19 protein-coding genes are annotated in these 20899 nt (G+C 63.2%); 5 read left to right on the top strand and 14 right to left on the bottom strand.

Annotated features, from left to right (window positions below; all coding sequences use genetic code 11):
* Window positions 1-17 precede the first annotated feature (17 nt).
* Window positions 18-2141: a pseudouridine synthase gene (locus AC1DZU_RS31765; protein WP_477290897.1), complete on the bottom strand. Its 2124-nt coding sequence runs from the start codon at window positions 2139-2141 to the stop codon at window positions 18-20.
* Window positions 2142-2421: 280 nt separating this feature from the next.
* Here AC1DZU_RS31765 and AC1DZU_RS31760 point away from each other — a divergent pair, with 280 nt between their 5' ends.
* Window positions 2422-2871 (top strand): nucleoside deaminase, encoded by a 450-nt coding sequence (locus tag AC1DZU_RS31760; protein ID WP_477290895.1) that lies wholly within the window; start codon window positions 2422-2424, stop codon window positions 2869-2871.
* A 39-nt stretch (window positions 2872-2910) separates the two neighbouring features.
* On the opposite strand, the gene AC1DZU_RS31755 is transcribed toward AC1DZU_RS31760, so the two are convergent.
* From AC1DZU_RS31755 to AC1DZU_RS31745, 3 genes are all read right to left on the bottom strand, one after another.
* On the bottom strand, window positions 2911-3591 hold the full coding sequence (locus tag AC1DZU_RS31755; RefSeq protein WP_477290893.1) for a hypothetical protein: 681 nt from the start codon (window positions 3589-3591) through the stop codon (window positions 2911-2913).
* A gap of 216 nt (window positions 3592-3807) precedes the next feature.
* Window positions 3808-6780, bottom strand: coding sequence for an isoleucine--tRNA ligase (ileS, locus tag AC1DZU_RS31750; RefSeq protein WP_477290891.1), 2973 nt, complete (start codon window positions 6778-6780; stop codon window positions 3808-3810).
* Between the two features lie 292 nt (window positions 6781-7072).
* Entirely contained in the window at window positions 7073-7879 is an 807-nt protein-coding gene (locus tag AC1DZU_RS31745; RefSeq protein ID WP_477290889.1) for a MipA/OmpV family protein, read from the bottom strand.
* 196 nt (window positions 7880-8075) lie between these two features.
* Between AC1DZU_RS31745 and AC1DZU_RS31740 the strand changes: the two genes are divergently transcribed.
* Complete coding sequence (locus AC1DZU_RS31740; protein WP_477290887.1) at window positions 8076-8630, top strand: HdeD family acid-resistance protein; 555 nt, start codon at window positions 8076-8078, stop codon at window positions 8628-8630.
* Window positions 8631-8742: 112 nt separating this feature from the next.
* On the opposite strand, the gene AC1DZU_RS31735 is transcribed toward AC1DZU_RS31740, so the two are convergent.
* Window positions 8743-9723 (bottom strand): bifunctional riboflavin kinase/FAD synthetase, encoded by a 981-nt coding sequence (locus AC1DZU_RS31735; RefSeq protein WP_477290885.1) that lies wholly within the window; start codon window positions 9721-9723, stop codon window positions 8743-8745.
* A 6-nt stretch (window positions 9724-9729) separates the two neighbouring features.
* On the bottom strand, window positions 9730-10590 hold the full coding sequence (locus tag AC1DZU_RS31730; protein WP_477290883.1) for a TIGR01459 family HAD-type hydrolase: 861 nt from the start codon (window positions 10588-10590) through the stop codon (window positions 9730-9732).
* 234 nt (window positions 10591-10824) lie between these two features.
* On the opposite strand from AC1DZU_RS31730, the gene AC1DZU_RS31725 reads away from it, so the two are divergent.
* The gene (locus AC1DZU_RS31725) at window positions 10825-12810 is read left to right on the top strand and encodes a TadE/TadG family type IV pilus assembly protein (protein WP_477290881.1); all 1986 of its coding nucleotides are present in this window, start codon (window positions 10825-10827) and stop codon (window positions 12808-12810) included.
* A gap of 123 nt (window positions 12811-12933) precedes the next feature.
* Window positions 12934-13566, top strand: a complete 633-nt coding sequence (locus AC1DZU_RS31720; protein ID WP_095086701.1) for a LysE family translocator — start codon at window positions 12934-12936, stop codon at window positions 13564-13566.
* A 30-nt stretch (window positions 13567-13596) separates the two neighbouring features.
* Here the strand turns inward: AC1DZU_RS31720 and AC1DZU_RS31715 are convergent, their stop codons facing one another.
* The 5 genes from AC1DZU_RS31715 to AC1DZU_RS31695 form a co-directional block, all read right to left on the bottom strand.
* Window positions 13597-13860, bottom strand: coding sequence for a dienelactone hydrolase family protein (locus AC1DZU_RS31715; RefSeq protein WP_477290879.1), 264 nt, complete (start codon window positions 13858-13860; stop codon window positions 13597-13599).
* A complete protein-coding gene (locus AC1DZU_RS31710) occupies window positions 13788-14462 on the bottom strand; it encodes a dienelactone hydrolase family protein (protein ID WP_477290877.1) in 675 nt (224 codons plus the stop codon). Before AC1DZU_RS31710 ends, AC1DZU_RS31715 begins: the two co-directional genes overlap by 73 nt.
* Window positions 14463-14554: 92 nt before the next feature.
* The gene (locus AC1DZU_RS31705) at window positions 14555-15379 is read right to left on the bottom strand and encodes a DUF2189 domain-containing protein (RefSeq protein WP_477290875.1); all 825 of its coding nucleotides are present in this window, start codon (window positions 15377-15379) and stop codon (window positions 14555-14557) included.
* Between the two features lie 112 nt (window positions 15380-15491).
* Window positions 15492-15890, bottom strand: a complete 399-nt coding sequence (locus AC1DZU_RS31700; RefSeq protein WP_477290873.1) for a VOC family protein — start codon at window positions 15888-15890, stop codon at window positions 15492-15494.
* A 36-nt stretch (window positions 15891-15926) separates the two neighbouring features.
* On the bottom strand, window positions 15927-16484 hold the full coding sequence (locus tag AC1DZU_RS31695; RefSeq protein ID WP_477290871.1) for a GNAT family N-acetyltransferase: 558 nt from the start codon (window positions 16482-16484) through the stop codon (window positions 15927-15929).
* A 214-nt stretch (window positions 16485-16698) separates the two neighbouring features.
* On the opposite strand from AC1DZU_RS31695, the gene AC1DZU_RS31690 reads away from it, so the two are divergent.
* Window positions 16699-17157, top strand: coding sequence for a CAP domain-containing protein (locus tag AC1DZU_RS31690; protein ID WP_477290869.1), 459 nt, complete (start codon window positions 16699-16701; stop codon window positions 17155-17157).
* Between the two features lie 49 nt (window positions 17158-17206).
* Here AC1DZU_RS31690 and AC1DZU_RS31685 read toward each other — a convergent pair whose 3' ends face one another.
* From AC1DZU_RS31685 to AC1DZU_RS31675, 3 genes are all read right to left on the bottom strand, one after another.
* Window positions 17207-18739, bottom strand: coding sequence for a DHA2 family efflux MFS transporter permease subunit (locus tag AC1DZU_RS31685; RefSeq protein ID WP_457151775.1), 1533 nt, complete (start codon window positions 18737-18739; stop codon window positions 17207-17209).
* A 323-nt stretch (window positions 18740-19062) separates the two neighbouring features.
* The gene (locus tag AC1DZU_RS31680) at window positions 19063-20232 is read right to left on the bottom strand and encodes an HlyD family secretion protein (protein ID WP_477290867.1); all 1170 of its coding nucleotides are present in this window, start codon (window positions 20230-20232) and stop codon (window positions 19063-19065) included.
* Window positions 20229-20708: a MarR family winged helix-turn-helix transcriptional regulator gene (locus tag AC1DZU_RS31675; protein WP_095086704.1), complete on the bottom strand. Its 480-nt coding sequence runs from the start codon at window positions 20706-20708 to the stop codon at window positions 20229-20231. The genes AC1DZU_RS31680 and AC1DZU_RS31675 overlap by 4 nt, the downstream gene beginning before the upstream one ends.
* Window positions 20709-20899: the final 191 nt, after the last annotated feature.

Here is a 20899-nt window from a genome sequence, read left to right as displayed (position 1 = left end):
TCATTCCAATCCGGGCCTCATTTCGTCCTAGGACCCCTGGGGCCGCTGCGCGGCCGTTCGCCGCCACCGGCGCCGCCCGGACGCTCGCCACGCGGCTTGCCGAACGGCTTGGCGCCGGCCGATTTGCCATAGGACGGCTTGAAAGATGCCTTGCGCGCCTTGGCGTCAGCCGCCTTGGCGGCGTCAGCCTCAGCCCTGCCCTTGCCGATCGGCCGCGCGCCCGGCGCCATCCAGACATTGGCCTTGCGCTGGCCGGGCGGCTCGATCGGCCGCTGGTCGCGCTCGGATTTCTTGCCACCGCCCGGCTTGCCGCCGAAACCACCGCGCGGCTTGTCGCCAAAGCCGCCACGGGGCTTGTCGCCAAAGCTGCGTTCGGGTCGCGGGCCGCGCTCGCCATAGCTCTTTTCCGGCCCGGCGCCCCTGTCGGGACTTGTCGACAGCTTGCCCAGCGCCTCGTCGCGGCTGCCTTCGCGGCGCTTGCGGTTCTTGATCAGCCCGCCCTCGCCGATCGGCCGACGCTCGCCATCTCTGGTGAACTTCGGCCGTTCCGGCTCCGGCTCGCGGATTTCGGTGCGCCGTACCGGCTTGTTGGAAAACGGCTTTGATATCTCGGCATCGAAATTGGCGCCGGATTCCTCGACCAGACGCTCGCCAAGCTGGTCGCGCAGCACCCGGCCCTTGATCTCCAGCACGTGGCCCTCGGCGAGGTCATCGAGCTGGAACGGTCCGTAGGAAATGCGGATCAGCCGCGTCACATCGAGGCCAAGCGAACCGAGGATGTTCCTGACTTCGCGGTTCTTGCCCTCGCGCAGGCCGATCGTCAGCCAGGCATTGGTGCCCTGCTCACGGTCGAGCGTCGCTTCAATGGCGCCGTAAAAGACACCATCGACGGCAATGCCTTCACGCAGGCCGGCGAGCGCACTTTCCTCGACCTTGCCGTGGACGCGCACGCGGTAGCGGCGCAGCCAGCCGGTGGCTGGCAGTTCGAGCACGCGCGACAGGCCGCCATCATTGGTGAGCAGCAGCAGGCCTTCGGTGTTGATGTCGAGGCGGCCGATGGTCATCAGCCGCGGCAATTCGGCCGGCAGCACGTCAAAGACGGTCTTGCGGCCCTCGGGATCACGGTTCGTGGTGACGACGCCGGCGGGCTTGTGGAACAGGAACAGGCGCGTGCGCTCGATCGGCGGGATTTCCATGCCGTCGAGATGGATGATGTCGTCGGGCATGACGTTGAAAGCCGGCGAGGTCAGCGCCCGGCCATTGACCTTGACTCGGCCGGCGGCGATCAGCTCCTCGGCATCGCGGCGCGAAGCAAGGCCGGCGCGCGCCAGCCGCTTGGCGATGCGCTCGCCTGCCTCTTCCGTCACTTCCGCCGAACGCGGACGCGGCTTGAAGCCGGCACCCGATGCCCCTTGCGGCCGATCACTGAAGTCGCGCTTGGGACGGTCGCCACCGAAGTCACGCTTGGGGCGATCGGCGAAGTCACGCTTGGGGCGGTCAGCGAAATCGCGCTTCGGACGATCGCCGGCGTCGCGCGGCACGCGATCGCTGAAATCCCGCTTGGGACGGTCGAAGCGCCTTTCGCCGCCCTCCGCCGCCGCAGGACGATCGCCGCGTGGTGCATAAGGCTTGCGCGGACCCTCGCGCATTTCATACGGCTTGCGCTCGCCTTCGGCCGCCATCGGGCGGTCGCCACGCGGCGCATAAGGCTTGCGTGGTCCTTCGCGCTTTTCATACGGCTTGCGCTTGCCTTCGGCCGCCATCGGGCGGTCGCCACGCGGCGCATAAGGCTTGCGCGGACCTTCGCGCTTTTCATACGGCTTGCGCTCACCTTCGGCCGCCATCGGACGGTCGCCACGCGGCGCATAAGGCTTGCGCGGTCCTTCGCGCTTCTCAACGGGCTTGCCCTCGGGACGCGCCCCCTTGCCGAACGGCTTGTCGCCGCCCTTGAAGTCGCGCTTCGGCCGCTCGCCCTCAGCGGCCATCGGCCGATCGCCACGTGGGGCGTAAGGTTTCTTGGCGCCAAAGGACGGCTTGCCGCCCTTGCCGGCGGCTCCATCACGGCTGCGTGGTCCGGCAGCTTTCGAGCCGCTCCTGACCGGACCCTTTTTGGGTCGGAATTTCTTGTCGTTGTCGTCCATGTGGCCTTTGTCCGTTTGCGCTGCTACAGCGTGGCGCATCCTTTTGGGCGCGCAACGAACGCTGTAGCACTTTTGATTTGGCGCATGATCATTTCCGAAAACCGAGTCCGATTTTCGGGGTTATGCGCTCAATAACAGGATCACCGGAGTTTGTCAGGGAAAAGTGGAGACCGGTTTTTCCGAAAGACAAACGAAAATCAAAAGCCTGGAGCAAGTGCGGTTCATTCTGAAACGGACTTGCTCCAGCGAGTGGCGAGGAGATAATCGGAATGGAGATCGCGTGAAGCGGCCGGATTTCATGGCGCTGGCGCTGAAAGAGGCTGAAGCCGCCGCCTTTCGCGGCGAAGTGCCGGTTGGCGCCGTTATCGCCAGCGGCGGCACGGTCATTGCCAGCGCCGGCAACCGCACCCGCGAGCTTGCCGACCCGACGGCGCACGCCGAGATGCTGGTCATCCGCGAGGCCTGCCGCAAGCTCTCGAGCGAGCGGCTCACCGGCCATGATCTCTATGTGACGCTGGAGCCTTGCGCCATGTGCGCCGGCGCCATTTCCTTCGCCCGGCTGCGCCGGCTCTATTTCGGCGCCGCCGACGACAAGGGGGGGGCGGTGATCAATGGCGCGCGCTTCTTCGCCTCGACGACCTGCCACCACGCGCCCGACATCTATCCGGGCATGGGCGAGACCGAAGCGGCGCTGCTGCTCAAAGGATTTTTCCGGGAGCGGCGCGACTGAACCGGGCGCCCCGCAAAGGCAACGAAGCGTGGCCCGTTCTTACAGGGACGGCAGCCAGTCGAACCAGCCGCTGCCCTTCTTGCCTTCCGCCTCTTTCTTCAGGCGGCGTTCCTTCTTGTACTCGTCTTCGCCAAGCTCGTTCTGCGGCGCGGTGTCGGAGGCGACGCGATATTGCACCGGCGGCTCGCTCAGATATTTACGGGTGTTCGGATCGCCCTGCTTGCTTTCGACAAGGCGGCGCTGGATCTCGGCGGCACGACCCTTGTCCGAATCCGCGGGGCTCCACGCCGGCGGGTGGCTCGAGCCTGAATCCGCCATTGCCTTCTTGACCGATGCTGGATCGGACTGCACGTCGTCGACGATCTCTGACTGATAAGCCGGATCGTTCTGATGGGCGGTCGCGTCGGCGCGCAGGCGGGCGCGACGCTGCTCCGGCGATTCGGGCCATTCGGCGCTCGCCGTCTCGATGCTGTCCTGCGGCGCCGGCAGCACTTCCTTCTGGCCTGGTGCCGGCTTGACCAGCGTCGGGCGCGGCTTGTAGTCGATCCGTTCCTTTTGCTTCGGCGCGATCGAAAAGGCGCTTGAAATATCGCCGGCCAGCTGTTCACCGGCGGTCTTGTCGGTGCCATAGGTCGGTGAGCTCATGCAGCCGGACAGAGCGAGGCCCGATGCGACAAGCGGCGCCAGCAGCGCCAGGCGCACGTTATATCTCTCGGTCATGCCAAAAAGTCCCACTCTAGACAGCCTCTCGATTGCCACCGGCCCTGTGTCCGGTCCCCATCGTCCAAGCACTTGCGACGGAAATCCGGCGACAATTTGTCTTCCGGAGTTTCGCGTGTTTACCTCAACCACTCGTTAAGGGCAACGCGCGGGCGGTTTTCGCCCGCCCGGCGTGGCATTTGTGCACCGATAGAGCCATTCTGACCGGCCGGCCTGTCAAAGCCGGCCAAGCGCTTTCAACTCATGCAGCACCGCCGCATCCCTGGCCGAAACGTCGGGAAACGCAACGTCCTGCCCGACATCGGCGGTATAGCGCCAGGAACGCGCGCACTTCACCAGGCCGCGGTCCTCGGCCTTCTCGACCACGACGGCGACACCCCTGACGTCGTCGAGCGTGAAGGCGCCAGCCGGCACCTCGCCATGCGCGATAACCAGATCGCTGGTGATCGCCATCTCGGCCATGTCGACTTCGGATATCGCCGCTTCGAGCGCTGCATCGTCGATGGTGACGACCGGCACCGCTTCCAGCGACGAACCGATCACCTTCTGTGCGCGCGCGATCTCCAGTGCGCCGGTGACGACGCGTCGCACCTGCCGCACCTTGCGCCACTTTTCCGCCAGCGCCTCGTTCTTCCAGTCCGCCGGGATTTGCGGAAACTGGTCGAGATGCACCGAGACGGCGTCCGCATGAAGGTCGAGCCAGGCTTCTTCCATGGTGAAAGGCAGCATCGGCGCCAGCCATTTGACCAGACAATCGAAGAGATGACGCACCACCTGCACCGAGGCCTTGCGCCTAACGCTCGACGGCGCGTCGCAGTACAGCGCGTCCTTGCGGATGTCGAAATAGAAGGCCGACAGTTCCACCACCATGAAATCAAGCAGCATGCGCGTGATGCGCTTGAATTCGAAGGCGTCGTAGCCCGATCGCACCACCTCATCCAGCTCGGCCAGCCGATGCAGCATCAGCCGCTCCAGCTCCGGCATCTTGTCGAGCGGCACCTCCTCGCCATTGTCATGGGCAAGCGTGCCCAGCATCCAGCGGATGGTGTTGCGCAGCTTGCGATACGCGTCGATGTTGGTCTGCAGCACATTCTTGCCGAGACGCTGGTCTTCCCAATAGTCGGTCGTCACCACCCACAGGCGCAGGATGTCGGCGCCCGACTGCTTGATGACGTCCTGTGGCACGACGGTGTTGCCGAGCGACTTCGACATCTTGCGGCCGTCTTCATCCATGGTGAAGCCGTGGGTGACGACGGTGTCGTAAGGCGCCCTGCCCCTGGTGCCGCAGCTTTCCAGCAGTGACGAGTGGAACCAGCCGCGATGCTGGTCGGAGCCTTCGAGATAGACATCGGCCGGCCATTTCAAATCCGGGCGATCCTCCAGCGTGAAAGCGTGCGTCGAGCCCGAATCGAACCAGACGTCGAGGATGTCCATCACCTGCTTCCACTTGGATGCATCGTGGTTGCCCAGGAAACGCTCCTTGGCACCGGCGGCGAACCAGGCGTCGGCGCCTTCCTGCTCGAAAGCGTCCATGATGCGCTGGTTGACAGCCTCGTCCTTCAGCACATTGCCGTCGGCATCGGCGAAGACGGCAATCGGCACGCCCCAGGCGCGCTGGCGCGACAGCACCCAGTCAGGGCGCTCCTCGATCATGGCGCGGATGCGGTTCTGGCCGGCGGCTGGCACGAAACGGGTGTCGTCGATCGCCTTCAGCGCGCGGCTGCGCAACGTCGAGCCATCGCCGAGATCCTTGTCCATATAGACAAACCACTGCGGCGTGTTGCGGAAGATGATCGGTTTTTTGGACCGCCAGGAATGCGGATAGGAGTGCTTCAGCCGGCCGCGTGCGAACAGCGCGTTGCGCTTGATCAGCTCATCGATGACTGCCTGGTTGGCGTTGCCCTTCTTGCCATTGTCGTCGATGACGCGCGCGGCTCCGCCCTCGCGGTCCGGGCCAAAACCCGGCGCGTCCTTGGTGAAGAAGCCGCCATCGTCGACGGTGAACGGAATGGCGCTGTCGATGCCGCGCGCGCGCAAATCCGCCGCAGCATCCATCCAGGCGTCAAAGTCCTCGCGGCCATGGCCGGGCGCGGTGTGGACGAAGCCGGTGCCGGCATCGTCGGTGACATGGTCGCCGGCGAGCATCGGCACGGGAAACTCATAGCCGCCGCCAAAACCCTTGAACGGATGAGAAAGCGTAAGCCTTCCAAGCTCTTGCGGCAAAACACTGCGAAGCCGATTCAAGGTGACCTTGGCCTTGGCAGCGGACTCTTCGGCCAGCGCGTCGGCGAAGATCAGCTTTTCGCCCGGCTGGGGGCCGAACGCATTCTCGGCCGCTGTTACCTCGTAGAGGCCATAGCTGATGCGAGGCGAGTAGTTGACGGCGCGATTGCCTGGGATCGTCCATGGCGTCGTCGTCCAGATGACGACGTGGGCCTGCAACAGATCCAGCGCCCCTTCCGTCAGTTTGGTCACGCCGTCATCGACGGGCTGGACCAGGCTGACGACCGGGAACTTAACCCAGATCGTGTCGGACTCGTAATCCTGGTACTCGACCTCGGCCTCTGCAAGTGCCGTGCGTTCGACCACACTCCACATCACCGGCTTGGAGCCGCGATAGAGTTGGCCCGACATGGCGAACTTCAGCAGCTCGCCGGCGATGCGTGACTCGGCATGGAAGGCCATCGTCGTATAGGGGTTCTTGAAGTCGCCGATGACGCCGAGCCGCTGGAACTCGCCGCCCTGCACCGTGATCCAGTGCGCGGCGAACTCGCGGCACTCCTGGCGGAACTCGTTGACCGGAACCTCGTCCTTGTTCTTGCCCTTGGCGCGATACTGCTCCTCGATCTTCCATTCGATCGGCAGGCCATGGCAGTCCCAGCCCGGCACGTAGTTCGAGTCATAGCCACGCATCTGGAACGAGCGGGTGATGACGTCCTTGAGGATCTTGTTCAGCGCGTGGCCGATATGGATGTTGCCGTTGGCGTAGGGCGGACCGTCGTGCAGCACGTATTTGGTCCGGCCGGCCGCGCTATCACGCAGCTTGCGGTAGAGGTCCATGTCCTGCCAGCGCTGGACCAGCAGCGGCTCCTTTTCGGGCAAGCCGGCGCGCATCGGGAAATCCGTCTGCGGCAAATAGAGCGTCTTGGAATAGTCGATTGTTGAATTATTGGACGTTTTGTCGGTCATTGGTCTGCCATCTACATTACCCGGCCGCGAAGGGTTCGGGCGTGAGGTCGTTGCTTTGACGCATATCGTTTTCCCAAAACCGAAGCCACTTTTGGGCGATATGCGTTGATGATCTGGAAAAAGCGCGAGAGGCCGCGCGCAAAATTCCCGGCGGCTCCGGCGACCCCTCAGGCCGCCCGGAACACCGGGCCGGTAATTCGTATGGTCAGCGCGTGAAGGCGCGAAAAGCTCGTCATCGGTGGGCTTTTAGCGGAGATAGGCGCAGGAATAAAGTGTCTCTCGCTCGATTCCGTCACATCGTAAAATCGAAGCGGTAGCTGGTCGACACGCCGATCATGAACTGATTGCGGTCGCCGCGTTCCCTGACCAGGCTGGAATCGGCCGCCGGTCCCATCAGGCGCGAATATTCACCGAACAGGCTGGCGGTCATCGGCTCCGTCACCTTCCAGGTTATCGCGCCACCGAGGCCGGTCGACTTCAGGCCACCGCCGGGATGATATTCGCTGAGCCCGGAGGCCACGGCCTCCTGTGCGTCGACGCCATAATAGGCATCGAAATATTTTTCCGAGGCGAAGGACACACGCGGTCCCCCAGAAATCCGGACAGTTGGCGTGACATCATAAAAAGCGTCGGCGGCGATATCGGCGACAAAGCCGTCATGGGCGCGGATGCCGTGGCGCAGCTCGGCGCGTGCGCGCAGCCAGTCGGTCGGATAGAATTCGAAGAAGCCGCCGACCTCGCCGCCCCAGCGCACCGGATCGAGGCCCTTCAGTTCATCGGCATTGTCGTCATCACGGGAAAATAGGAACTTGCCGGTCAGGCCGGCGCGAACGCCGCCATCGTCGATCAAGGCCAGCGAGATGTTGTCGTTGCGCGACGTGAAGCGGGCCGCCGGTCCGGCCTTGCCCAGCGAGATGATCGGCGAGGCGCTGAGCAGGTATTTCTTGCCGCCCTCGAAGTTCGGCGCGATCATGCCGGTTGCGCCAACGGTCAGATACCAGTCGCCGGACAGCCAGCTGCCCTCGCCCGCATTGGCTGTGCTCGCGCCACCCAGCAGCGCAGCGGCCAACACCGCAGAGATTCTTCCGACCGGACTCATGGCCACTCCACTAACACAACGCGCACCGTTTACCGATGACAGCTTTGAAGGCCGTTTGGTAAAATTTGATTTAAATCCGAGACGTCCAACCACGGATTGCGGCGCTGCAGCTATCGGCCATCGACTGGACGTTGGCAAGCGCCGGGATTAACCTCCGCCTGGCAGTATCCCGCAGCCCCAGATGGAGACCGCGACAATGACCCTGCATGGCGACGCCTTGAGAACCGCGATCGAACAGACACGGACAAAATGGGGGTGGTTCGTCGCGCTTGGCGTGCTGCTGCTCATCTTCGGCGGCATTGCCTTCGGCAATCTGTTCATTGCCACCGTGGCTTCGGTCTATGTCGTGGGTTGGCTGATGCTGATGGCGGGCGTGATCGAGATCGTGCATGCCTTCGGCGTCAAGACCTGGAGCCGGTTCTTCTACTGGCTGCTCAGCGGACTGCTCTATGCCATCGCCGGATTTTTCGCCTTCGACAATCCGCTGCTCGCTTCAGCGGTATTGACGTTCCTGCTGGCGATCGCGCTGATCGCTTCCGGGGTGCTCCGGGCCTGGGTCGGCTACAGCCACAGGCCGGAACCCGGCTGGGGCTGGATCGTCGCGGCCGGCATCATCAGCGCGCTTGCCGGCCTGATCATCGCCATGGGCTGGCCCGTCAACAGCCTGTGGGTGCTCGGGCTGTTTCTGGCGATCGACCTGATCTTCCAGGGCTGGACCTTCATCGCCGTCGGCCTGGCACTGAAAAAGTAAATTTTGCCTGGGCATGATCTTGCCCGAAAACCGGTTCCCACTTTTCGGGATCATGCCTCTTGCCTGGGCATGATCTTGCCCGAAAACCGGTTCCCACTTTTCGGGATCATGCCTAGAAGGCCATGGCCGCGTCGAGCACGGAGAGCGGCCTGACGCCGGCAAGCAGCGCGCGCGCCTCGGCTTCATCGCGCTTCATCTGCGCGACCAGCGCGTCGAGCCCTTCGAACTTCACCTCCGGGCGAAGGAAACCGAAGAAGGAAACCTGGCAGACCTCGCCGTAGAGGTCGCCTGAGAAATCAAAGACGAAGGTTTCCAGCAGCGGCGCGCCGTTGTCGTCGACGGTCGGGCGGCGGCCGAAGCTGGCGACACCGTCGTGAAGCGTGCCATCGGCGCGACGAAAGCGGACGGCATAGATGCCCTCCTTGAGCGCGGCTTCCGTGGAAAGCCTCATGTTCGCGGTTGGAAAGCCAAGCGTGCGGCCAAGCTGCTGGCCGCCCACAACCTCGCTTTCAACGGTGAAGCGATAGCCGAGCAGTCCGGCGGCCTCGGTCACCGCGCCCTCGCCCAGCAAGACGCGGATGCGGCTCGACGACACCACCTCGTGGCCCTCGTCACGAAAGGCGTCGACGAGCGTGACGCCGAAGCCATGACGCTCGCCGGCCGCCATCAGGTAGGCCGGGCCGCCTTGACGGTCCTTGCCGAAATGGAAATCGAACCCGGTCACGGCGTGGGTAATGCCAAGGTTCCTTTCCAGCACATCGGTCACGAATGCCTCCGCCGACAGCGAGGCGAAGTCGCGCGTGAACTGCTGCTCGACAAGCGCGGCAAAACCCAGCAACGACAGGAGCCTCGCCTTCATCGGCGGCGGCGTCAGTACGAACAACGGCATGTCGGGCTTGAAGACCTTGCGCGGATGCGGTTCGAATGTCAGCACCAGGGCCGGCACCTGGCGCCGACCGGCTTCGGCCAGGGCTCGCTCGAGCACCGTCTGATGACCGCGGTGGACACCGTCGAAATTGCCGATCGCCACCACGCCGCCACGCAACTCGGCGGGCAGCGGCGCGGTTGCCAAAATGTGCTGGAAGGCCGCCATCGTCACCTACCGCAGTCTGGGAATGACAGCCACCGGATGATACCCATGCTTCTCCAGGAAGGTCGCCAGCCTTGCTGGATCCGGTTGCAATGCATCGCCATAGTCGCGCGCATGGATGCCGCCGGACACATAGAGAACGTCGAAACCATTGTCGACCGCGCCCTTCACGTCGGTCATCATGCCGTCGCCGATGGCCAGCACCTGCGAACGCTCGACCGGCCGGCCAAGAATCTCGGCAACTTCCTTGATCGCGAGGTCATAGATCGGCGCGTAGGGTTTACCGGCGATCAAGGTGCGGCCGCCGAGCTGGGCATAGTCGCGTGCCAGCGCACCGGCACACCAGATGATGCGTTCGCCGCGTTCGACCACGATATCGGGATTTGCACAGATGAAGGGCAGGTTCCTGGCGCGCAACCGCCGCAGAAGCTCCGTGTAATCCTCGGGCTTCTCGACCTCGTCATCGAACAGGCCGGTGCAGACGACGCCGGACGCCTCGAATTCCTCGACAAGCTCAACGTCGAGACCGTCATAGAGGGTGAAATCGCGGTCGGCGCCAATATGGAAGATCTTTCGGGGGCCCTCGGCGATCAGATCGCGGGTCACGTCGCCTGATGTGACGACACGGTCGTAGGCTGATGGTGGGACGCCGATCGCGTTCATCTGCGCCACGACATCAGCACTTCTGCGCGGCGAATTCGTGATCAGGACGATGGGGATTTCTGCCTCGCGAGCCCTCGCCAGCGCCGAGGCCGCGACAGGAAAGTGCGTCTCGCCATTGTGCACCACACCCCAGACATCGCACAGGATTGCCGAATAGGGCTTCGACACGTCTTCGAGCGAGCCGATGATTTCAGGCGAATCCGCCATGCCGTTTCCTTCAGTCATGATCATTGCGAGCGCCGCGGCCGACGGTTCGCCGCAGCCGGTTCCGATTAGCCGAACCGCCCCGGCCTGTCACCAGCTTTCGCCCGGATGCCGGATTGGTTAGCGGTTGGTGAAGCGCGGACCAAGCAATCGAGCGGTTTCCCAAACCCGTCCTTCAGCGTTTTGTGGAAAGTTGGCGCCTGATCAAGAATCCGCCGGCGGGGGCCGCAGCAAGACATGCATGAACTCTGGCGTCAGTTCTGCCGCGACAAACGCGGCAACTATGCTCTTATGACGGTCGTTGCGCTGGTTCCGCTGATGGGCGGCCTGGCGATGGCGGTCGACTACACCGAGATGAACCGTGAAAAGCAGACGGTGTTGAATGCGCTCGATGCCGCCAACTTCGCCACGGCGCGACGGCTGACGGAAGGTGCGACCGACGACCAGTTGAGAGCCTATGCGCTCGACTTCTTCAACGCCAACCTCAACAGCGTCGATCCCACCAACACGACGCTCAACGTCACCTTGCCGAGCAACACCAGCGGCGGCGGCTTGCTCAAGATGAGCGCGCGTCTTGACTACAAGCCCTATTTCTTTCCTGCCTTCGGCCAGCTCATCGGCAAATCCCAAACCGACGCGAACCAGAACATCAGCTTCGACGTCAACTCGGAAGTGCGGCTGAAGAACACGCTGGAAGTTGCACTGGTGCTCGACAATTCCGGATCGATGACCACAACCGGAACCGGCTCGGGGCAAAGGCGCATCGATCTTCTCAAAACTGCTGCCAAGCAGCTGGTCGACACGCTGGCCCTGCAAGCGGCAATGATCAAGCAGGTGGACAGGCCGGTGCAATTCGGCCTCGTGCCGTTTGCTGCCTCGGTCAATGTCGGTGCCAGCAACGGCAACGCATCGTGGATGGACACCGAAGGCCTGTCGCCGGTATCGAACGAGAACTTCGACTGGTCGACGCTGAACACGGCCAACAAATACGCCCAGCAGACCAACGGCATATGGTACAAGCGCGGCTCCGGATGGGGTGCCGATGAAGGCCAGATGCTGACCCGGTTTTCGCTCTACCGCGACATGAAGGTCGTCACCAACCACGAGCGCGTCACCAACAGCAAACGCGTGGTGTGCGACGAGTACAACTCGAACAACACCTGCAAACGAAGCCACGACGAGTACGACTACATCGATTCCTATGGCCCGTTCGCCAGTTGGCAAGGCTGCGTCGAAGCCCGGCCCTACCCCTACAATGTCAACGACGCGCCGCCGTCCGGCGGCTCGGCGAACACCGGCATAGGCGTCGGCGATCCGGCGACGATGTTCGTGCCGATGTTCGCCCCGGACGAACCCGGCAATCATTGGAAGCTCACCCAGGATCCCGATGAGGCCATGCCGACGACCTATGGCGCCGTGAACAGCTGGTGGAATGACGACCCGACGAGCAGCACTGGCCAATCCCGGCTGCGCAACATGGCCAAATATTTCCAGCCGCGGCCGATCGATGCGCCGGCGCTGCCGGCCGGCAACGGCCCGAACTACAGCTGCACCACCAACCCGATCACACCGCTGACCGACGTCAGCGTCACCGACGGACTGACCTCGATCAAGGCCGCGATCGACCTGATGCAGCCGAATGGCGGCACCAGCGTTCCCGAGGGCATGGCCTGGGGCTGGCGGGTGGTCTCGAGCGGCGAGCCATTCACGCAAGGACGCCCGGAAACAGAAAGAGGCAACGACAAGGTCGTGATCGTGCTGACCGACGGTGCCAACACCTACTACACGCCTGCGTCGCTCGGCTATTCCGATCCCGCCGATTCGAAGTCGACCTACGCGTCCTACGGCTATCTCAACCCCGGCTACAACGGCACCTCGGTCGGCCGCATGTTTCTGGGCACATCGAGCGCCATTGGCCAGTTCGACTATTCGAACGGCAATTACACGAGCGCGCTCAACGAGCAGATGGCGACGCTTTGCAACAACGCCAAGGCAGCCAACATCATGGTGATGACTGTGGCGCTCGACCTGTCCACGACCAAAACCAGCGACCAGGCGGCGATCGCGGCGCTGAAATCCTGCTCGTCGAACTCGCGCTTCCGCAAGGATCCGACGGATCCGAGCAAGCCGGCCAAGCTGTTCTGGAATGCCACCGGCGCCACCTTGTCGAACGATTTCAAGGAAATCGGCAACGAATTGTCGAACCTGCGCGTGGTCAGCTGATCCGGAGGCACTGGCAGCCATCTGGCGCAACGGCTGGCGGCGCCATGCCCTTGCGGACGCCTGCCGGTGCGGGCAGATATTGGCCGCTCGCTTCCGCACCGGGGTGCGCAGGGGAACGAATAGATGCCCGAAACCGCCAACCATCTCGCCTTCGCGCTGGTCTGCCTCGGCATGGTGCTGACGCCGGGCCCCAACATGATCTACCTGATCTCGCGTTCCCTGTCGCAAGGGCCAAAGGCGGGGCTGATCTCACTTGGCGGCGTCGCGCTCGGCTTTGTCTTCTATGTGCTGGCGGCGGCATTCGGTATCACCGCGCTACTGCTTGCCGTGCCCTATGCCTATGATGCGCTGCGCTTTGCCGGCGTGCTCTATCTCCTGTGGCTGGCCTGGCAAGCGGTGAAGCCGGGCGGTCGCTCGCCATTCCAGGTGCGCGAGCTGCCGCGGGACCGGCCGCGCAAGCTGTTCGCCATGGGCCTGATGACCAATCTGCTCAATCCGAAGGTGGCCGTGCTCTATCTGTCGCTGCTGCCGCAGTTCATCAGCCTGGACAAAGGCCATGTCCTGTCGCAGCTTCTGGTGCTCGGCGCGACGCAGATATCGATCAGCCTCAGCGTCAATGCCATCATCGCGGTGACAGCGGGCTCGATAGCCACCTTCCTCGCTGGCCGGCCGCTATGGCTGGTCATCCAGCGCTGGATGATGGGCACCGTGCTGATGGCACTCGCGCTGAAGATGGCGACCGACGCACAGCGCTGAGAGTGGAAGTACAAGCGGCGATCGCCGCCGTCAGCCGCCGAAGACTTCCTTCAGAAAAGCCTGAGAATCGCGGATGGATTGGTCGGCGGCAGCCGCATCATACTCCATCCGGTGACCATAGGCCTCGGTGCCGGTCTTGTATCCTGGGGCGGCAAATGCGTGACGAGCGCCCTTGAAGACGTCAAGCTGCACGGCGCTTCCCTTGCCGCTGCGCTGCGCCATCATCTCCTGGCATTTCTTGGCGGGCGTCCAATCGTCCAGCTCACCGATGAGGACCAAGGTCGGCGCCGCCATGTCGCCATTCGTCGCCGAACAATCCGGATAGTAGGCGATCGCTGCCTTGAATTTGTGCGCCATAAGCCTCTCCGCGCCACCAGATGCACGGCCTCGAGCGTTGCGATCCCGCCAGCGGAGAACCCCATCAACGCAATGCGCTGCGGGTCGACAAAACTGTATTTCGACAGGAATTCCAGAGCGCCGTAGGCGTCATAGACGCGATCGACAGAGTGGAGGCCATCACAGGTCTCCTTTATGCCTCTCGTGCTGAAGCTGTCGACAAAGAGGACGACGTAACCCCAGGAAGACAACCGTTCGGACCAGGCTTTCCTTACACTTGGGAACAGACCCGTGCATCCGTGGAGAACGACGATAGCCGGGAACGGCCCCTCACCCGGCGGTCGCGTCAGATACCCGTTCAGTGGCGTGCCGGGAACATCATTCAGGACTTTGCCGCTTTCTCTCGCAATGCGTTGCTGAAACGGCGTCGGCGTGACAGCCGCGCTTTCGAGTTGCACCGGCAGGTCGGCGCTTGCCAGCGCAATATCGGGATGGCCCGCAATGCCAAAGCAGATCAGCCAGACAGTCTTCTTGAGCACTCCCGACAGTTTCCACGCCATGGGTCAGTCTCCGTCACCTGGCCACAGAGGGCGCCGACAAGCCAAACATATCAGGCTTTGTCAGGCACTCTTTGTTTGGCGTTCCGGCGTCGTCACATCGGCCGCCGGATTTGCTGCGCCCGCTCCGGCTCGACCACCTTGCGGTAGAGATGCCAGGTGGCGTGGCCGAGCACCGGCATGACCACGGCGAGCCCGGCAAACAGCGGGATCGAGCCGATCACCAGCAGCACGGCGACCATCAACCCCCACAGCGCCATCTGCAGCGGGTTTGCCATCACCGCGCGCGCCGAGGTCTCGATGGCCGAAACAGCGCCGACATCGCGGTCGAGCAACAGCGGGAAGGCAACCACAGTGGTGGCGAGCACGACAACGGCGAAGACAAAACCGGCGGCATTGCCGGCGAGGATCAGGGTCCAGCCCTTGCCGGTCGTCAGCACCTCGCGGACAAAGTCACCGATCGATGCCGGCGGCTGGTCGCCGAACAGGCCGGTGTAGATCGACTGCGCGGTGTAGAGCCACAACAGGAACAGCGCCACCAGCATAATACCGATCACCGCGATCGACGGTATTGCCGGCGAGTGACGCACATCGAGGGCATGCCGCCAGGAGGTGTTCATGCCGAGTTCGCGGCGGCGGCTGATCTCATAAAGGCCGATGGCAGCAAACGGGCCGACCAGGGCGAAACCCGACATCAGGGGATAGATGAGCTGGATGGCATTGGCGCCGGACGTCCATCGCGTCAGGATCAGGCCGACAACGGGGTAGATCAGGCACAGGAACACGTAGTGCGATGGTTTTGCCCAGAAGTCCTCGGCGCCGAGGCGCAGCGCATCCCTGAGATCCGCCGTGGTGATGCTTCGCACCGTGGGCTGTACGTGCGCCCCGTGTGCGTCCGCCATGACATGAAAGCCGGCCATAACCTTCCTCCCGTGTGTCGGGGACGGTCACCGCCCGGATGGCCGCCCGCAGCTGCCACTAGTAGATGTAGCACCATAGCCGATTTGCCAGGGGTTGTCCCCGAATGATGGCCTATTGCGGTGAATTGAAAACCGCCTCGATGTGGTGGCCGTCCGGGTCGACGACAAAGGCGGCATAATAATGCGGGCCGTAGTCGGGTCGCAGGCCGGGTGCGCCGTTGTCGCGGCCGCCATGGGCAATGGCGGCCGCATGGAATTGTGCGATGCTCCGGCGATCCGGAGCGGCGAAGGCCAAATGAAAACCGGGACCAGGCGGGCGCTGCCCCTTCGGGCGAAGTTTGATCGCCAGCTTGTCGCCGCCGCCAGCAATCCCGTAGCCGACGGCCTGATCAGAATTTGCCGGATTGAGGTCGTCCCAGACGCGGACATATCCGAGCGGCGCCAGCACCGCATCGTAGAAAGCCGCCGAGCGCTCGATGTTCGAAACGCCGAAGGAGATGTGGTGGAGCATTTTTGCGAAGATCCTTGTCTTGGCTGTCCAGTCGGCTCAGGGGAATTGATCGCCGGCCAGCCGACCAAACATTCGAAAGTCATGGTAGCTGCCTTTGAACCAGGCTTTCTGCCGCAAAGTCCCCTCGTAGCGGAACCCGGCTTTTTCCAGCACACGGTCCGATCCGGGATTGCCCGGCAGCGTCCACGCCTCGATGCGATTGAGCTTGAAAAACTGATGGCCGCAAACGGCGACGGCAGCCGCCGCTTCGGTCATCAGGCCCCTGCCCCAAAAGTCCGGCTGCAGTTCGTAGCCGATTTCGCCGCACTTCGATTTGTTGACAAACCAGTTGTAGCGAATCGCACCGACCACGGTCTTCGAATCGCGATCCTCGATCATCCAGGCGCACCCCTTCCCGGAAGGATAGACCCTGCACATCCATCTCATCGCCCGTTCAGCCACCGCCTTGGCCGGCGCATCCCGCCAGTTCGAGAACCGGGTGACATCCGGATTCGACAGGATGGCGTGGAAGGCGGCGACGTCCTCGGATGCCGGAGCGCGCAGCAACAGGCGCGCGGTGGAGAGTGTCGGGAAGGCACGGGCAGGCTTTGGCATCGGATTCTCGCGTCGCATGGGCGTCTTGACGGTGTTGCCGGAAGGGGCGCTTCAAGACTAGGCGATGCATTTCGCGAAACCAACGCACGCACTCGGCTTTCGCGCAATTTTCACCGCCCGCCCGTCAAAAGCCATGATCGCGACTATTCAGGCAGGAATGACCCTTGCCATTCATTCCCATCCTGCTGAACCGCGCCAGGCACCGAGCCGGCGTATGCTCCTGATCGGCCTTGCAGCCCTGGCCGGGCTTGCCGCCTGCAGCACCGTTTCGCGGCCGACCGGCGAAGGCGCCGGCGTCTCCTCGTCCGCCACCGGCACGCTGGCCAGCATCCGAGCCTCGACCGGGCTTCCGCCGCTGGTCCCCGACCCACAGCTCGAGCAGGCCGCCCTGCAGCAGGCCGGCTACATGGCGCGGCGTGGCCGCATGAGCCACACCACTGGCTGGGGCAAGGGTTTCGCCTCGCGCGTCAAGGACAATCGCATTGCCGGCGCCGCCGCAGAGAATATTGCCGAGGGCCGCTTCGACCTGCAGAAGCTGTTCGACATATGGGCGCATTCGCCCGGCCACCGCCGCAACATGCTCGACCCACGCTTCACCCGCTTTGGCCTCGCCTATGTGCGCGACGGCCGCGATGGCGCCCTGCGCTACTGGAGCCTTGTGCTCGGAAGGTAAGGCGGGATTCCTCTAGCTGGTCGTCGCCTTGAATTTCGAGGGCGACGATCTAGTCCATGTGAGCGGCTGGTGCGCCACCGGCCGGCGCCTGTTTTGGCTTGCGCAGCAGGAAAACAAACGGAATGGAAATCAGCGTCATCACCATGAGTATTTTGAAGTCATTGACGTAGGAGATCATCATCGCCTGCAGATTGACCATGCGATCCACCTCCGAAAGCGCCATTGGATCGCCGCTTGCGGCCGCCGGCGAGACCGCCCACAGATTCGGGTTGAACGGATTGATGAACGCCGAAAGCTCAGTGTGATTGACCTGCGTGTTGCGCACCATCAGAACTGTCACGACCGAAACGCCGATGGACGAGCCAAGATTGCGCACCAGGCTGAACAAGGCCGTGGCATCGGTGCGGAAGCGCACGTCAAGCGTGGCGAAGGCCACGGTCGACAGCGGCACGAACACCATTCCCATTCCCAGGCCCTGGATGACGCCGGAGCTGATGATCAGCCAGTTGTCCATCTGCGGCGTGAAGCTGGACATGGTGTAGAGTGATTGCGCGGTCAGCAGAAAGCCGATGACGACGAGGATCCTGGCGTCGATCTTGCTCATGATCCGCCCGACGACGAGCATCGAAATCATCGTGCCGATACCACGTGGCCCAAGGACAACGCCAATGGTGATGGTCGGATAACCGAAGATGGTCGACAGCATTGGCGGCAGCAACGACATGCTCGCCAGGATGAGCACACCCATTACGAAGATGAACGCCAGGCCGGTCACGAAATTGCGGTCGAGGAATATCTTGGGATCGATGAAGGGATGTTCCGCCGTCACCGTGTGGATGATGAACACCCAGAAGCCGGTCAGCGAAAGACCAAGCTCGATCCAGATCTCATTCGAGGAAAACCAGTCGACCTCGCCGCCACGATCGAGCAGCAGCTGAAGCGCGCCGACGCCGAGCGATATCATGGCGAAGCCGAAGAAATCGAAACCGCGCACCCGCCGGGCAACAGCCGGCAAATAGGCGGCCATACCGAGGAAGGCGACAATGCCGACCGGCAGGTTGATGAAGAACACCCAGCGCCAGTTGAAATTCTCGGTCAGCCAGCCACCGAGCGTCGGGCCCAGAATTGGCCCCAGCATGATGCCGGCGCCCCAGATCGCCATCGCCTGGCCATGGCGTTCCCTTGGGTTGATGTCGAGCAGGAAGGTCTGCGACAACGGCACGATCGCGGCGCCGAACACGCCTTGCATCAGCCGGAAGAACACTATGCTCTCCAGGCTCCAGGCGATGCCGCACAGCATCGAGAACACCGTGAAGCCGACCACCGCCGTCAGGAACAGTTCCTTGCGGCCGAAGCGGTCGGCCAGCCAGCCGGTGACCGGCGTCATGATGGCTGCGGCAACGATGTAGGACGTCAGCACCCAGTTGATATTGTCCGGCGAGGCGCCGAGATCGCCGGTCATGGTCGGCAGCGCAACGTTGGCGATCGTCGTGTCGAGCGCCTGCATGATCGTCGCCAGCATGAGCGCGACCGTGATCAGGCCACGATGCGGCACTTCTTTGAAGGGTTCGGGCGTGCTCATGATGCGGAACTTCCGGCAGGTAACAAAATCGTGTAGAACAGGTTTCCGGGCGGCATCGCCTTCCGTTGAGAGACCCTCATTCGCGGTGGGACGCGATGGTCGATGTGGGGGTTACATCGACCGAAAGTCTCTGATGAGCGGATGCCTGCCGCCCGGAAACATGAGGACCGAGGGGTCCGTGTCGAAGATTTCAGATTCTGGTCGATCCGCGACGCGGCTCTAACCAAACGCTGATTCTTCCCACTCCTCCCATCAGACCAATCCCGCTATTGGCTTGCACCCGCTTGGTTCCCCACGGGCTTGCGCCGATTTTACTCCGCCGCTTAGCCCGCCGTAGCGTGGCCAAATATGGAGGGAAACCCGCGGGCAACGCCGGTGTCGACGGTAACGGTCGCGCTCATGCCGGTGCGCAACGCCATCTTGGCGTCGGCATCGGTCAGTTCCAGGCGCACCGGAATGCGCTGCGTGACCTTGACCCAGTTGCCTGTGGCATTCTGCGCTGGCAGCAGGGAGAATTCGGCTCCCGTGCCGGCGCCGATCGCCTTGACCGTCGCCTCGAAGGTTTTACCCGGATAGGTGTCGACCACGATCTCGGCCTTCTGGCCGGGCTTCATGTGGGTCAGCTGGGTTTCCTTGAAATTGGCGTCGACCCAGGTGTCGCCGGTCTCGACCAGCGAAAACAGCGGTGTGCCGGAGCCGACATACTGACCGACCTTGAACGAGGAGGCCTGGCTAACGACGCCATCGGCCGGCGCCTTGACCGTGGTCTGCGCCAGGTCGTAGGCGGCCTTGTCGCGCGCGGCGAGCGCGGCCATCACGGTCGGATGCTTGTCGGTCTCGATGTCGGGATTTCCGCCAAGGCCTGCCTTGGCGCTGATGATGCCTTGCTCGGCAACGGCAAGCTGCTGCTTTGCCTTGTCGAGATCGTTCTTGGCCTGGTCGAGCGACGACTTGGCGTTGATGCCCTTCTGGGCAAGGTCGGCGGCACGGTCGAACTGCGACTGGGCGAAGGCGACCTCACTGGCATCGGACCTTTGCTGTGCCATCGATTGGCCATAGGCCGCGCGCAGCTGCTCGACATTGAGACGCGCGCCCGCCACCGCCGCGTCGGCCTGGGCCAGTGCGATCCGGTAGGGCTCCGGGTCGATGGCAAACAGCACATCGCCCTGCTTGACCAGCTGGTTGTCGAAAATGTCAACCTGAACGATGCGGCCGGCCGTGTCGGAAGCGATCGACACCTTCGCCTGCTGCAGATTGGCGTTCTCCGTCTCCTGGTAGCGGCCGCCAGTGATCCAGACGTAACCGCCGCCGATAGCCAGCGCGGCAGGCAGCGCAGCCATCAGCAGGGAGCGGCCCAACCGGCGCTTTTTCTTCACCGGCGTCGGGGCCGGCTGCATCGGAGGAGCAACCGCCACTGGGGCCGCTGCCGGCTGCGCCGGCGCTTCCATTTCCAGCTCGGTCACCTTCTCGTCTATCTTGGCTACCGCGTTCATGCTGCTGCGCCTTCTGTACTCTTCACTTTTTCAACGGATGGCGTCTCGTCGTCAGTCAGGTTGCGGACCATCGCCTCAAGCCCCTCGATGAGGACGCGACGGGCTTCCGGTTTCACGCCGACCAGCGATTCCTCATAGACCTCTCCCGCAATGCTCTTGATCACGGCGTAGGCATCGCTCGCCTTGGGCGTCAGGAAGATCATGCGGACGCGGCGATCGGCTGCGTCGGGACGACGCTCGATCCAGCCACCCTCCTCCATGCGGTCGACCAGACGCGAAACGCTGATCGGCTCGATCTCGAGAAGTTCGGCCAACCGCGCCTGCGCGACACCATCTTCCTTGGCAACGCGGACCAGAAGCCGCCATTGCGCCGAGGAAAGCCCCAAGCCACTGGCCCTTGCCTCGAAGCGCTTGCGCATCAGGCGCTGCACGTCGTGGATCAAGAAGCCCAATCTGTCTATGCCATCGGAAACCATGAGCGGCATATATAATAAGCGTGCTTATTATTCAAGATGCCGGGTTGCACCAGAAACCGGCAAATGTGCATGACAGCCGTGCTTCGCAATCATGGTTAGCGGGTGGTGAACGTCGGGTCGGTGGCCATGGCAGTCGGCAAGACCGCATCTACCACATCAGGATGTGCGCACTAGAGAGGCGCCGCTTCGTG

Source organism: Mesorhizobium sp. P2_A12, assembly GCF_056405075.1.
The sequence above is the reverse complement of the archived record's forward strand: the minus strand, read 5'-3'. Positions and strand labels throughout refer to the sequence as shown.